This window comes from Pedobacter sp. AC379 (genome assembly GCF_979258145.1).
In genome coordinates, this window is sequence record NZ_OZ409839.1 from 3,044,237 (window position 1) to 3,058,398 (window position 14,162).

The window sequence follows — 14,162 nt, forward strand, 5'->3', positions numbered from 1 at the left end:
TATTTTTGAAAAAAATCCCCTTGTGTCGGTAAAAAAGAAGGCCATAATCATTTCTCTGTTGCTGAGTGTTGTATTGATGCTGGCCAAATTTGTTGCTTACTTCATCACAGGTTCAAATGCAATATTGACCGACGCAGCAGAAAGTATAGTTAACGTAATTGCAGGAAGTTTCGCCTTTTACAGTATTTATTTAAGCACACAGCCACGCGATGAAAACCATCCTTATGGACATGGAAAAGTTGAGTTTTTCTCTGCATTTGTAGAAGGAATTCTGATTTTAATAGCTGGTGTGGTTATTATTTTAAAATCTTCATACAACATTATCTATCCACATGCAGTTAGCGAATTGCTAACAGGAACACTGATTATTGGCATTACCGGCTTGATTAATCTTGTTGCTGGCCTTTATCTGATTAATGTAGGTAAAAATGAACATTCTGTTACGCTGCAAGCAGATGGAAAGCATTTATTAACAGATACTTACACGAGTGCAGCCATTGTTGCAGGGTTAATTCTGATTCACCTTACAAATATTATTTGGCTGGATAGCTTACTATCTGTTTTAGTTGGCTTTTACATTGTATATTCTGGTTATAAACTCACCCGTGGCTCAGTGGGAGGTTTGATGGATGAAAGCGATTTAACACTTGTAGAGGAGGTGGTAGAAGTATTGCAAAAAAACAGGCATAATCCATGGATTGATGTACATAATTTACGTACACAGCAATACGGACCTGAATTTCATATCGATTGCCATGTAACTTTACCCTATTATTTTAATTTGAACGAAGTACATAAAGAGATTTCCCAAATTGATGAACTGATCAACAAAAATGGTTTCCGTAAGGCCGAACTCTTTATTCACGCTGACCCATGTTTGCCCAAGTGTTGCAATTATTGCCACATGAGTGCCTGTGCAGTTAGGTTTGAAGCCTTTAAAAAAGAAATTGTGTGGACACCAGAAATAGTAATTAAAAATAAAAAACATTTCGAAAATGAGCTACTTTAATGTAAGGGTTTATGGTTTGTTAATTAATACCGATGATGAGGTTTTAATTAGCGACGAAGAAGAATACGGATTCCGTTTCAGTAAATTTCCGGGCGGAGGTTTGGAACTTGGTGAAGGATTAATTGATGGATTAAAGCGCGAATTTGTAGAAGAATGTGATGCAGAAATTGAGGTGTTATCTCATTTTTATACAACGGATTTCTACGAAAAATCTTCATTTAATGATAGTCAGGTAATTAGTGTATATTATTTAGTGAAAGAAAAAGCACCCTTACAGCTGGCATTTAAAGATGTTATTTATGATTTTGATGGCGAGGGCGAAATTCTCCAGGCTTTTAGGTGGGTGAAAATTCAGGATTTAAATATCGAAGACATCACTTTCAAAACCGATAAAACCGTGGCTCAACTTTTAAAAGAACAATATTCAGTCAAATTATAATTATTTATGTCAGATACCTCCGAACTGCAAACTGCAAACGCTCAATCTAATCTAACTGAACGCGATCAAAAAGTAATCTGGCATCCATATACCCAAATGAAAAATGCATTGCCGCATATCCCGATTGTTAGGGGAGAAGGTGTTTATGTTTTTGATGAAAACGGAAAAAAGTATATTGATGCAGTTTCCTCATGGTGGGTAAATATACATGGCCATTCTCACCCTTATATTGCTCAAAAAGTTGCTGAACAGCTCAATGTATTGGAACATGTTATTTTTGCTGGTTTTACGCACGAACCTGCTGTATTATTGGCCGAAAGGCTTTTACCAATTTTACCAGGAAAGCAGGAAAAGGTTTTTTATACCGACAATGGTTCTACAGCAGTAGAGGTAGCCCTAAAAATGTGTTTGCAATATTGGGATAACAAAGGGAAACCTAAAACTAAAATACTGGCATTTAAAAATGCCTACCATGGCGATACTTTCGGGGCAATGTCGGTTAGTGGGCGGAGTATTTTTACTGATGCTTTTAACAGCTTGTTATTTGATGTAGAATTTATTGATCTTCCGAACGAGGATAACATCTCAGCGCTAACATCGCATATCTCAAATTTAACAGATACTGCTTGTTTCATTTTCGAACCGCTTATTTTAGGTTCTGGTGGTATGTTGATGTATGAAGCCAAGTATTTAGATCAGCTTTTGGCCGCTTGTAAAAAAGCAGAAATTCTCGCGATCGCCGATGAAGTGATGACAGGTTTCGGGCGGACCGGAACTTATTTTGCCTGCGATAAGTTAGATCATAAACCCGATATCATCTGTTTAAGCAAAGGTTTAACCGGCGGAACCATGCCTTTAGGCGTAACCACCTGCACAAATGAAATTTTTGAAGCTTTTTTAAGTGACGACAAACTGAAAACACTTTATCATGGCCATTCATTTACAGCCAACCCAATTGCTTGCGTTGCATCTTTAGCGAGTTTGGATATTTTATTAAAAAGCGAAACCCTCGAAAATATCAAACGTGTAGAAGCCAAACATGCTGTTTTTCTCCAAGAAATCGAATCACATGTAAAAGTTAAAGCAGTTAGGCAAACTGGAACGATCATCGCAATTGAGTGGGAAACAGGAAATGAAACCTCATATTTAAGTAACCTCCGTAATTTACTGTATTCTTATTTCTTAGACAAAGGAATTATACTGAGGCCACTTGGCAATATTATTTATATTCTTCCTCCATATGTGATCAGTGATGAAGATTTGAATTATATATACGAAGCTATAAAATTAGCTTTGGATGAGGTTTAATTTGTTGGTAAATAGAGTTTTAAAGCAAATATTAAGAGTGTGGTTGTAACAAGACGCTATTTAGGTTCTTAATAAATCATTTTTAACAATAGATGCACACAGATAAACACGGATTTTTATATCTGTGTGCATCCTTTTCAATTAAAAGGATTAATTTCCTCAGATTATCGTCATTGCGAGAAGGCTTTTTCAGCCGACGAAGCAATCTTACAACGATCGCTACTAGCGTATACTTTGCTCTACTGGTCGATGTTTTACCGACCAATATTATAAAGCGGTCGTTATTGCGAGGTACGGAGCAATCCTAATGCGGAGGCTGAACAACGTTTCGGTCGGTGAGACACCAACCGATAGGTTTAAATTATCGTCATTGCGAGAAGGCTTTTTCAGCCGACGAAGCAATCTTACAACGATCGCTACTAGCGTATACTTTGCTCTACTGGTCGATGTTTTACCGACCAATATTATAAAGCGGTCGTTATTGCGAGGTACGAAGTAATCCCAATGCGGAGGCTGAACAACTTTTCGGTCGGTGCGGCACCAACCGATAGGTTTGTCCTTAGATTACGCTGAGGTAACAAAAAAGCATTTTTTCCCACAGATAAACACGGATCTTTATCTGTGTCCATCCCTTTAATCTGTGGTTAAACTATAATTAGGCTTTATTAATAACCACAGATGCACACAGATAAACACGGATCTTTATCTGAGTCCATCCCTTTAATGTGTGGTTAAATAAACCACTCAACTCATTATTTTAGCCTAATGGCATTTTAGTCATGTCCATATACAAAATGCTCCATCTCTGTCCATCCAGATCAATAAAGCCACAGCCATACATCCATCCATCTTTGTAACCTGGTTCGCCGTAGAGCGTACCACCTGCAGCAACTACTTTCTTGGCAAGCTCATCCACCTCTTCCGGACTTTCGGCATCAAAAGAGAATAAAACTTCAGCACCGTCGCGTTGATCTGCAATGCCAGTTCCGGCAAAACCTTCGTATAAAGATTCTTCAAAAAGCATGATGGCTAAATTGCTTTCACCAACTAAAAAACAGGCCGAATCATCGCGTACACCGTACTGCAGGTTAAGCGTAAAGCCCAATTGTGTAAAAAATTCTTTTGATTTACTGATGTTCTTTACTGGAAGATTGATCCAAAGTGATTTTGTCATAAGGTTTTATATTTGTTATAGGTAAAGATAGCAAAGCGATGGGAGAGTTGTACTTGTCAAAAAAGAAAATTTACAGGGCTGTTTGAGACAATTTAAGTTATTTTGATTAGCTTATTTTTCTCCTATTCTTAAAATAGTTAAAGCATTATGGTAATGTTGCGTTATATAAAGCATCGTGTTATTAGTTATTTTTTATCACTTCTGGTAAGTAAGGCTATCTCGATATTTTACCATGTTAGGCATTTAAGTGCATTTCCGCTTATGAGGTTAGGAATTATATTTGATTTTTGTATTTCTCAGAAAGCTTTTTTGGCGCCACGTTGCAGTATGAAAGGGTGAGCGCATCTATAATCATTTCATCTTTAAGCTCTGTTAGATTAAAAATGGTCCATCCTTGTTTGCCCCAGGTACTTGTAGCGGGCTGTATGCTGTTTGGATCAAAATCATAAAAAACCGATTGATCGATTGCGGATAATTTAAATGTGGCTTTATTTTGTTTAACATCTAATGTGGCAAAGATTTTTTTATTTACCCGGAAAGATCGTTTTTCAAAATGCGGCACTTCACTCACTTCTTCAAAAGATAGACAATGGCTTATAAAAGTTTGTGCTTCCATTTTGTGGGATAAGTAGCTTACAGTTTATACAATTTCTGTGGGTGTTGCTCCGCATGATTTAAAATCAAATTCAAAATATAACTGTTAGATTGATAGGTTGCTAAATCATTTTTAACAGGAGCAAGGCCATCGGAAAGGTAATTTTTATCAGTAAAGTACCCCATTCCGTAAAATTTACCATTTTCTACAAGTAAACAGCTAAATTCTTCATCTTTTCTGCCTTCATCAACCAATGCAAAACTTGGTTGTTGTTGTTGAATATCCTGAAGTGCTGCATTTAACTTTTTATTGTAAACAGCTACCGTTTCTATCCCGCTGCAGGCACCGAAACATTGTCCGTTTTCATGGGCGTAACATTTGGTTGCGGTTTTTTGGAGATAGCAAAGTTTGGCGCAAAGCTGGTATTTATCAACCAGTTGATTTAAAAAATTATAGCCTTCCAGTAAACTGTTAAAACTTTGCAGGGCATTGTTATTCTTTTTATGTTTATCAATGGCCAGGCGTAAATAGCCGTTTTGGTCTTCAAAAACGTATAAATCATATTTATGTTCATAACGTTTCATGGCGCGGTTATTTTCGGGCCACAAACGTTTAATCTCGTTGGCCTCCAAAATTAAAGCCATCAGTTCGGTACCGCAAATCACAAAATCTACATGATGTATGGTGCGTAAAAAGTCTTGACGTTGCCTATTTGGAGTGTTTCCTGTAAAATGGCTTGTAACTCGTTTTTTAAGGTTTTTTGCTTTGCCCACATATATGATTTTACCTTTACTATCTTTAAAATAGTATACACCGGGTTGGTTTGGCAATCTTAAAATGCAGGCTTTATCCAAATGCGGCGGTAAAACCTGCTCTTTTGAGGTTTTCTTTAGCATTTCGGCAATTACACCATCCAGGTCGTTATCCAATAATAAGTTAAAAAGAATACTTGTTGCATCCGCATCGCCCGCTGCACGGTGCCGGTTTTGTATCGGTATTTGGAGCGCGATACACAATTTACCCAGGCTGTAAGATGTTTTGCCAGGAATTAATTTTCTGCTCAACCTTACCGTGCAAAGTTTTCTGCATTGTAAATCAAATCCTGCAGCAGCCAAGTGGTGTTTTAAAAAAGAATAATCAAAATTTACATTGTGTGCTACAAATACCTTATCGCTTAATAGTTGGTAAATCTGTAATGCCACATCTTCAAATACAGGCGCATTTTTAAGCATGTCGTTATCAATGCCTGTAAGTGCTGTGATATATGGAGGGATAGATTGCCTTGGATTAATTAGTGTAGTAAATGATTCTACGATTTGATTGCCATCGTGAATATTAATGGCAACTTCGGTAATGCCATTTGCTGAGGCATGACCACCAGTGGTTTCTATATCTACAACTGCGTATAACATTAAATCAATTTGAAATACAAATCTATGCTAAAATAATTAGTATAAAAATAATTTTGATTATTTCTTTAGCACAAAAAAAGCGATTACGTATTTAACGTAACCGCTCGCGCATTTTGTATGCAAATATTATTTAAGTTTATTTAAAAGTTTACTCAGGTTAGGTTTAATTCCGATATTGATTGGAACGGTATTGAAAGCCCTGTTCTGGATTTTGCTGAAACCGTACATGTAGCTGGCTTCCACAAATAAATTGGCACCTCCAATATTATACTCTATACCTCCGCCGCCTTCGGCAATGCCTAAACTGTTTGATTTATTATCTTGAGTAACCTGTAAAGTTGTACTGTTTACGGCAGCTTGTGGAGTAAGGATAAATCCGCCTCCTGCACCTGCAAAACCATAAAAGGCCCATTTGTTTACAATTTTACGATAGCCCAATGCAACATTTAATAAGTAGGTGGTAGCCCGTCCTTTTTGCAGTGTGTAGGTGTAACCTTCATCTGGCGTAATTTGGTTAAAGGTAAAGGCATGCAAGCTAACTTTAGGGTATAAAAATAAACCACCATCGCCTAAACCCAGGTTTAAACCTAAAGAAGTAGAAAATTTTGGCTTAAAGTAATCTGAAGTTTCACCTACGGGGAATGCAAATCCAATTCCACTCATTGAGTAAAGTTTATCTGGTCTGCCTTGTGCATTTGCTTTAAATGATATTGCTGCGCACAGTAATACAATTGGTGTTAGTAATTTTAATTTCATATCTGATTTTTTAATTTTCTGTTAAAGCATTTACTTTATTTAATAAATCGACCATGTTAAATGGTTTTTCCAGGTAATCATTGGGATGGTACTTTTGGGAGGTGATGTAATTTTCATCATATCTGGCTGAAGCTAAAATAACAGGTATATTTTCTGTATCAGGATTTAGCCTCAACTCTTTAAAAACAGCACGTCCATCCATTCCATTCAACATAATATCTAGAATAATCAGATCAGGATTAAAATCTTTAATGGTTTTAAATATGTATCTCGGTGATAATAAAGGGAAAACTTTATAATTTTCAGTTTCCAGCACTTCTTGAAAAACCTCTAATACATCGGGATCATCATCTACAACCAACACTCTTTTCAAAACGGATAATCATTTAGTAATAAAATAGACTATCCTAATACAAAAAATTAACGTTAATGTTTTAAAGGAGATAAAAAAGCCTAAAACCGTAGGTGTTGGATGGTAAATTCGTTTATTGTATAGCCCCGGGTTTGGGCCTGTCGGTTAGCAGATTATTTTTAATAAAGATTTCAAAACGCTCTTTATAAGCCTCAGAAACCGTATAAGCGGTTTCGCCGGAAAGTAAAATGTTATCTCCTAAAACACTTTTTATGTGTTGTTTGGAAATGATCACATTATCACTGATTTGAATAAATGCTTCATGCTTTTTAAACATGTTAAGCAGTTTAATAAAATTCGATTTAGAACTTAAAAAGGTATTCTTGGTCGTTTTAAATTTAATATCCACTTCAAAATCCTCAACAGCAATTAATTCATTTAAGTCTATCCTTACTAAATCGCCGTTTTCTTCCTGTAAAGGGATGTAAAAGAAATGTTCATCAAAAACTGAAAAAAGATTTGGTGTATTTTTTCCTGTAGGATATAAATTGTTTATCGTTTTAGCAAAATGTAATATAGAATATGGCTTAAGCAGGTAAGCATCAGCATCAACCTTAAAGGCATCAATGGCATACCGGGGGTGTGCTGTGGTAAAAACCAGGTGTTTTGTTTTTTGTCTCAGTAATCCGGCAAGTTCGATACCTGAGATTGAAGGCATCTCTACATCCATAAAAATGATGTCGACAGGGTTGGAAACAGATATTTCAGCTAATGCCTGGAGCGGTTCGGTAAAAAATTGAACAAGTTTTAAGTCTGGCAACTTATCCATATATGCGATTAAACTTTCCAGCGCATGCGGATCATCATCGATAGCGATGCAACTTATTGACATTTTTATAGGTTTAGTTAATGCAAATTACTATTTCGGCCTATAAAAAGAAAAAAAAACAAGTTCGAAACGGATTTTTGTATTTTCGGCAAGGAAAATTATCTTTTTATTTAAAATTCTATGAAGAATTTAATATTTTGAAAGAAAGATGTTAAAATTATTTGTTTTATTAGAGCTTGATTGTTAATAAAACTTTAAAGTAATGCTCCGTATCACTGAAATATTTAAACGTTGCATTGCTTCCATAGGTGTATTCTAAACGTTTTCTGATATTTTCCATTCCTGCATTTAAACCTGAAGTATTTTTTAAGGTTTTAATAAGGTTAGCTGTTTCTATAATCAGTTCTCCCTGATCTACTTTCAGTGAAATTTCTGCCGGGTGCGATTCTTTAAGCAACTCGCCATGTTTAAACATATTCTCAACCAAGGTAATCAGTACCATAGGAATAATTTTTATACCGCGGATTTCATTCTCATACCAAAATCGAAGCTGTACACCATGATCTTTGCGGAGCTGGTGTAGATTGATTAAATTTTCTACCTGATTAATTTCCTCATCCAGTAAAATAAATTCCCTGTCTTTGTTGCTGTCTACAGAATAACGCATCATTTCGGAAAGTGAATGGATGGCTTCTGCAGCCGTTGGAGAAGATTCTCTTGCGTTTTGATAGATAAAATCTAACGTATTAAACAGTAAATGAGGCTGGATCTGTGCTTTTAAAAACGCATTTTCCGATCTGGCAATTTGTATCAGGTTATTTAAACGCTGTTTTTCTAATTCTTCGGTTTTTTTTCTTTCATTGATGTATCGCATTAAAAAATAATAACCCGTAGAAAAGCACATGAAGTAGATACAGCGGTAAAGCGATGGTGTAAAATACTGTAAATCAAGGGTAATCTTTCTTGTTCCGGTATAATTAGTGTGGTGAATAATGGTATAATCAAGGATGATGGTTAAAATTAAATACCCTATAATTTCCAAAACAAGGAGCAAAGGAAGTTTCCAGGCCGTTTGCTTTGGCTTTTGTAAACCTATTGAAAGCACAACATGTGCATGTACATAAAAAGTAATAATATTGAGCGAATAATAAAGGATATAGGAAGCAAGCTGACCAAATTTTCCATTTATTAAACCAACAATGATGGATTCGTAAAAAATAAAGATGATCCAAATGATGATGTGAAGTTTTTTGCTGGCAATCCATTCCAGAATGCTGCGTTTTTTTTGATGCTCTTTTTCGTTAATACGACTCATTTGGCTAGTAAATGGGGGAACGGCTATAAAATATGGTTAACAAAAAAACATATGTTTTAATGTTCTGATAACGAAAATACTAAAAATTTAGTTTTAAGAACGATTTGTTTTAATCGTTTTTTCTTTAATGTACTCCTGTATGCTCTCACGATAGCTATTGCCAATATTTATGGTGAGGTTATTAATCATTTTTAAGCTATTGCCTTCTACCTTTTCAATGTAATTTTTAGCAACAATGAATGAGCGGTGAGCCTGTGCAAAATTATGGTAGTCTTTTAATATAATTTTAATTTCAGATAATGCGATGTAAGAAACAATGGTTTCGTTTAAAGTGAATATGCGCACGTAATTCTGCAGACTTTCTATTGCAACGATATCTGTATACCTTACTTTAATTAAGTTGTTTTTTTCGCTTTTATTCCTCACAAAAAAATAATCATCTTCTTGCTTAATGCTTACGCTTTGTGTGCCCGGGCTATGTGGAAAAAGTCTGTTAATGGTTTCGGCCAGGCGGGCAAATGTGTAAGGTTTTAACAGATAGGCACTTGCATACATCTCAAAAGCTTCGTAAGCGTATTTGGAATGCGATGTGGTAAATATGAGTTTATCTGTTTTATGCCTGATTGCCTTTGATAATTCAATGCCCGAAATCATTGGCATATCTACATCCATAAAAACAATATCAACCGCATTTCCAGCTGTAATCTCATTAAGTGCCAGTATCGGATCGGTATAAGATTTGATTAGCTGGATGTTTGAGAGGTTGTTAATATAAGATTTTATACCGTTTACGGCATGGATATCGTCGTCTATTACGATACATTTTAATTTCATTAGGTGTGATGTTAAGATTCACGAAATTATGGCTTGCATTTTAAATAATGAAATTAAATTCCGCTTTGTATTGGTTTTTAGTTGCATTGGTAAAGAATATGATACAAATATGATTTGTGTGCTAAATAACTGCATCAGCGACATTTAGGCATATCTTCGGCAAAAAATGAACAAAACAAACTGATTTAAACGCTTGTATTACAATATATTGCATTTTGATTCGTAATTATTAATACCTACATTGAATAACCTTTAAATCATCCCTAAACCAGTGTCCCATGAAAAATATTGCCCGAACCACCAATAGATTGAATGTTTCCATCACAAAAAAAGTAATTGAATTACAAGAGCGGGGTTACGACTGCGACTTTCTTTTGTTGGCCAATGGAAACTTGTTATGCATGCAAACCAATTTTAATTATCCATTAAATACTGTAGCCATTAAACAGATGGAACATGGATACGATTTTTTTAGCCATTCGTATAAACACGTGCATACCATAGAAACCGGTAATGGCGAAAAAGGGGTGTTATTAACCGAGAAAGCTTTTTAACGGGTTTTCGTTTTCTTACAATTTTATTCCTATGCAAGGGTTGAAATTTGTGGTGTAATTAAATATAAAAGCATGACAGATTTAATAAACCCCTCTATACTGATCACCGGAGCAACGGGAAGTGTAGGATTAGAATTGGCAAAACAACTGGCAGCTAAAGAAATTCCTTTCAGCGCCTTGGTAAGGTCGTTAGATAAAGCAGAAGCTCTAAAACATTTAAAAGGTGTGAAGCTGATAGTTGGCGATTTTAACAATCAACAAAGCATTTTAAACGCCTTAAAAGGAATAGAAAATGTTTTTTTGTTAAGTAACTCGTCTGATGAAGCCGAGCATTTACAATGCAATTTTGTAGATGCAGCTGTTAAAAGTGGTGTAAAACATATAGTTAAACTTTCGCAGTTTGCGGCAGATTTACATTCGCCTGTTCGCTTTCTTCGCTACCATGCAGTTGTAGAAGAGAAGATAAAAAGCACGGGTTTGCAATACAGTTTTTTAAGGCCCAATTTGTTTATGCAGGGATTACTTGGCTTTGCCGATGCCATAAAATACCAGCAGCAATTTTTTGCCACAGCTGGCGATGCAAAAATTAGTTTGGTTGATGTTCGGGATATTGCCGCTATTGCAGTAGAAAGGTTGATTACGAGCAACAAGGAGAGTAAAGTTTTTACCATTACCGGACCTGAAGCCATTAGTCATAATAAAATAGCAGAAGTGCTTTCAAAAGTACTGCAAAAAGAAATTAACTATGTTAATGTTGCTGATCAGGAGATGTTATCGGCCTTACTTCATTTTGGTTTTCCCGAATGGCAGGCCGAAGGTTTAATAGAAGATTATGCACATTATGCACGCGGTGAAGCGGCTATTGTAACCGACACAGTTAAGGATGTTACCGGTAAATTGCCAAGAAAGTTCTCAGAATTTGTTGAAGATTATAAATCATATTTCGAATAATTATTTTTAGTAATGGCAGATTTATTTGTCGATATATAGCCATGCCATTGTTTAAAGGCTATTTCAGCTAACTAAGTAATTTTAAAGCGATAGCAACTAGCCTTCGTTTTAAAATTGCTTTAAGCCTGCCAATAACGATCAGCATCACACATCACTATTTAAAAAATCTGGCAAAACATTTAAGTGCACTTGTTGAAAAAACTTTCCAGTATTCTTTTTGTTTATATTTTATTGAATATATTTAAACAAAATAATGAATTATTCCATTTCAGATCTTGAACAGCTTTCGGGCATTCATTCTCATACCATCAGGATCTGGGAGCAACGTTATAATGCCTTAACGCCTTCACGATCGGAGGGCAATACCCGCTTATATGATGATAAACAGCTTAAAAAACTGCTAAATATCGCTAGCTTAAATAAAAGCGGTTTAAAAATTTCTAAAATCTGTAGTCTTTCAGAGCAGGATGTTGACCAACTTTTAAACGAACATTTTTCTTACCCGTCGGATGATGAGCATCTGGAATATTATATTTCCCAACTTATCAGTCATGGTTTAGCTTTTGATGAATTATCTTTTAATCGTTTACTTGATGATGGGATAGCCCAATTCGGACTCTCTGATTGTTACCGCAAAATAATATATCCTTTACTGGTAAGGTTGGGATTGATGTGGCGCAAAGACGATATATGCCCTGCACACGAACATTTTTTATCAAACATCATCCGGCAGAAAATATTTACCCACATTAATAATCTCCCACTGGCAAAATCGTCGAGTGGTACCTGGCTTCTTTTTTTACCTGAAGATGAAGACCACGATATCGGGTTACTTTTTGCAAATTATATGCTTAAAATGCACCATCATCAGGTTATTTTTTTAGGGAGTAAAGTTCCTTTAGATTCAATTGAAAAAGTATTCTCAATATTAAATGTGGATCATGTTTTACTTTTTATGGTAAAATCCAGATCAGAAACCGCATCACAAAAATATATAGATCAATTATCATCCCTATGCTCATCCGCTAAAATTCATCTCGCCGGAAACGGCCAGGTAATCGGTAAATTAAAAAATATCGGTCACATCAATTGGTTTAAAACCCTTGATGAATTTGAAAAATTACTCCAATATCCCTAGTTACATGAAAGAAATCTTTGATCAATTATCGGCCGATTGTAGCAGGCTAACCACCAAAAAGTATAGCACAAGTTTTTCGCTGGGTATTTATTTTTTGGGTAAAGAACTGCGTTTGCCCATTCATGCTATTTATGGCTTTGTACGGTTGGCAGACGAAATTGTGGATAGTTTTCATTACTTTGATAAGAAATTTTTACTTGATAAATTTAAGCATGATACTTTTGAAGCCATCGATCTGGGCATCAGTTTAAATCCAATCCTTAACTCTTTTCAACGCACTATCAATCAATATCAGGTTGATCATGAGTTAATTAATTGCTTTTTTAAAAGTATGGAAATGGATCTCTCTGACCAGCAATACACGCCCGAACTGTACAACGAATACATTTTAGGCTCGGCAGAGGTGGTGGGCTTAATGTGCTTAAAGGTGTTTGCAAATGGTGACCCGGCAGAATATGAACGGTTAAAGCCTTATGCAATGAAACTCGGTTCGGCCTTTCAAAAGGTAAATTTTCTTCGTGATGTTAAAGCCGACCACCAGGGGTTAAACCGCACTTACTTCCCAAATGTGAATTTAGCTATATTCTGCGATCGCCAAAAAAAGGAAATTGAAGATGAGATTGAGCAAGAATTTGCTTATGCCTTAAAAGGAATTAAAATGTTGCCTGCAGCCTCTAAAAACGGGGTATATTTATCTTACGTATATTATAAAAAATTATTTGTTAAAATAAAGCGGTTAAGTGCCGAAAAAATTATGACGGAAAGGATCAGGATTTCCAACACTCGAAAGGTTGGTTTAATGTTCGATTCGCTTATCCGAAATAAGTTAAATGCAATTTAAATGGAAGAACAAGTTATTCTTGTAAACGAGGAAGATGTGCCCAAAGGACAGATGGACAAATTGGAAGCGCATCAAAAGGGTTTATTGCACAGGGCCTTTTCAGTTTTTATTTTTAACAGCAACCGCGAGCTGCTATTGCAGCAAAGGGCCCTAAGTAAATACCATTCGGGTGGTTTATGGACCAACACCTGCTGCAGTCACCCACGGATTGGCGAAAGCAATTTACAAGCCGCTAAAAGAAGATTGAAAGAGGAGATGGGGATGGATTGTGATATCAGTTACCTTTTTAAATTTACTTACCGTGCCGAATTTGCAGATGGTTTAACTGAACATGAGGTAGACCATGTGTTTTTTGGGTTGAGCAATGATTTGCCCGTTATTAACCCTGATGAAGTGGAAACCTTTAAATATATGGATTTGGAAGCTTTGGCTAAGGATATCGAACGTAATCCTGAAGCGTATACACCGTGGCTGAGAATCTGTTTAAATGAGGTTGTGAAACATGCCTCAACTGCTAAAACAAAAAACGGGCATACAACCTAAGTCGTATACCCGTATCTAAATTAACGCTCTCGAGGACAAATATAGGACTAGTTTACAAAATTCCTAAAAGATTAACATTTCTTTTACTTTAAGATTATAGTTGGTTGTTTGG

At 35.7% G+C, this 14,162-nt stretch carries 16 protein-coding genes; 8 read left to right on the forward strand and 8 right to left on the reverse strand.

Annotated features, from left to right (window positions below; all coding sequences use genetic code 11):
- The first annotated feature begins 22 nt into the window (after nucleotides 1-22).
- From ACZZZW_RS13590 to bioA, 3 genes are read left to right on the forward strand one after another with little or no spacing between them, the layout of a single operon-like run.
- Complete coding sequence (locus ACZZZW_RS13590; protein ID WP_463494089.1) at nucleotides 23-1,009, forward strand: cation diffusion facilitator family transporter; 987 nt, start codon at nucleotides 23-25, stop codon at nucleotides 1,007-1,009.
- Entirely contained in the window at nucleotides 996-1,448 is a 453-nt protein-coding gene (locus ACZZZW_RS13595) for an NUDIX domain-containing protein (protein WP_463494091.1), read from the forward strand. Before ACZZZW_RS13590 ends, ACZZZW_RS13595 begins: the two co-directional genes overlap by 14 nt.
- A gap of 6 nt (nucleotides 1,449-1,454) precedes the next feature.
- Complete coding sequence (gene bioA, locus ACZZZW_RS13600; RefSeq protein ID WP_463494093.1) at nucleotides 1,455-2,756, forward strand: adenosylmethionine--8-amino-7-oxononanoate transaminase; 1,302 nt, start codon at nucleotides 1,455-1,457, stop codon at nucleotides 2,754-2,756.
- A 757-nt stretch (nucleotides 2,757-3,513) separates the two neighbouring features.
- On the opposite strand, the gene ACZZZW_RS13605 is transcribed toward bioA, so the two are convergent.
- The 8 genes from ACZZZW_RS13605 to ACZZZW_RS13640 all read right to left on the reverse strand — a co-directional run bounded on the left by ACZZZW_RS13605 (nucleotide 3,514) and on the right by ACZZZW_RS13640 (nucleotide 10,023).
- Nucleotides 3,514-3,930 (reverse strand): VOC family protein, encoded by a 417-nt coding sequence (locus ACZZZW_RS13605; protein WP_055911912.1) that lies wholly within the window; start codon nucleotides 3,928-3,930, stop codon nucleotides 3,514-3,516.
- 274 nt (nucleotides 3,931-4,204) lie between these two features.
- Entirely contained in the window at nucleotides 4,205-4,546 is a 342-nt protein-coding gene (locus ACZZZW_RS13610; RefSeq protein WP_463494095.1) for an MmcQ/YjbR family DNA-binding protein, read from the reverse strand.
- A 17-nt stretch (nucleotides 4,547-4,563) separates the two neighbouring features.
- Nucleotides 4,564-5,937: an exonuclease domain-containing protein gene (locus ACZZZW_RS13615; RefSeq protein WP_463494096.1), complete on the reverse strand. Its 1,374-nt coding sequence runs from the start codon at nucleotides 5,935-5,937 to the stop codon at nucleotides 4,564-4,566.
- 126 nt (nucleotides 5,938-6,063) lie between these two features.
- On the reverse strand, nucleotides 6,064-6,693 hold the full coding sequence (locus tag ACZZZW_RS13620) for a hypothetical protein (protein ID WP_463494098.1): 630 nt from the start codon (nucleotides 6,691-6,693) through the stop codon (nucleotides 6,064-6,066).
- 10 nt (nucleotides 6,694-6,703) lie between these two features.
- Nucleotides 6,704-7,057, reverse strand: a complete 354-nt coding sequence (locus ACZZZW_RS13625) for a response regulator (RefSeq protein ID WP_055911904.1) — start codon at nucleotides 7,055-7,057, stop codon at nucleotides 6,704-6,706.
- A 121-nt stretch (nucleotides 7,058-7,178) separates the two neighbouring features.
- Nucleotides 7,179-7,937 (reverse strand): LytR/AlgR family response regulator transcription factor, encoded by a 759-nt coding sequence (locus ACZZZW_RS13630; RefSeq protein WP_463494100.1) that lies wholly within the window; start codon nucleotides 7,935-7,937, stop codon nucleotides 7,179-7,181.
- Between the two features lie 166 nt (nucleotides 7,938-8,103).
- Nucleotides 8,104-9,189, reverse strand: coding sequence for a sensor histidine kinase (locus ACZZZW_RS13635; RefSeq protein ID WP_463494102.1), 1,086 nt, complete (start codon nucleotides 9,187-9,189; stop codon nucleotides 8,104-8,106).
- 93 nt (nucleotides 9,190-9,282) lie between these two features.
- Nucleotides 9,283-10,023 (reverse strand): LytR/AlgR family response regulator transcription factor, encoded by a 741-nt coding sequence (locus tag ACZZZW_RS13640; RefSeq protein WP_463494104.1) that lies wholly within the window; start codon nucleotides 10,021-10,023, stop codon nucleotides 9,283-9,285.
- A gap of 278 nt (nucleotides 10,024-10,301) precedes the next feature.
- Between ACZZZW_RS13640 and ACZZZW_RS13645 the strand changes: the two genes are divergently transcribed.
- From ACZZZW_RS13645 to idi, 5 genes are all read left to right on the forward strand, one after another.
- On the forward strand, nucleotides 10,302-10,577 hold the full coding sequence (locus ACZZZW_RS13645; RefSeq protein WP_055911898.1) for a hypothetical protein: 276 nt from the start codon (nucleotides 10,302-10,304) through the stop codon (nucleotides 10,575-10,577).
- A 72-nt stretch (nucleotides 10,578-10,649) separates the two neighbouring features.
- Complete coding sequence (locus ACZZZW_RS13650; protein ID WP_463494107.1) at nucleotides 10,650-11,528, forward strand: SDR family oxidoreductase; 879 nt, start codon at nucleotides 10,650-10,652, stop codon at nucleotides 11,526-11,528.
- A gap of 253 nt (nucleotides 11,529-11,781) precedes the next feature.
- Nucleotides 11,782-12,666 carry a MerR family transcriptional regulator gene (locus ACZZZW_RS13655; protein WP_463494109.1) on the forward strand — a complete coding sequence of 295 codons (885 nt, stop codon included), beginning with the start codon at nucleotides 11,782-11,784 and terminating at the stop codon, nucleotides 12,664-12,666.
- 4 nt (nucleotides 12,667-12,670) lie between these two features.
- Nucleotides 12,671-13,507, forward strand: a complete 837-nt coding sequence (locus tag ACZZZW_RS13660) for a phytoene/squalene synthase family protein (RefSeq protein ID WP_463494111.1) — start codon at nucleotides 12,671-12,673, stop codon at nucleotides 13,505-13,507.
- Entirely contained in the window at nucleotides 13,508-14,050 is a 543-nt protein-coding gene (gene idi, locus ACZZZW_RS13665; RefSeq protein WP_463494113.1) for an isopentenyl-diphosphate Delta-isomerase, read from the forward strand.
- Nucleotides 14,051-14,162: the final 112 nt, after the last annotated feature.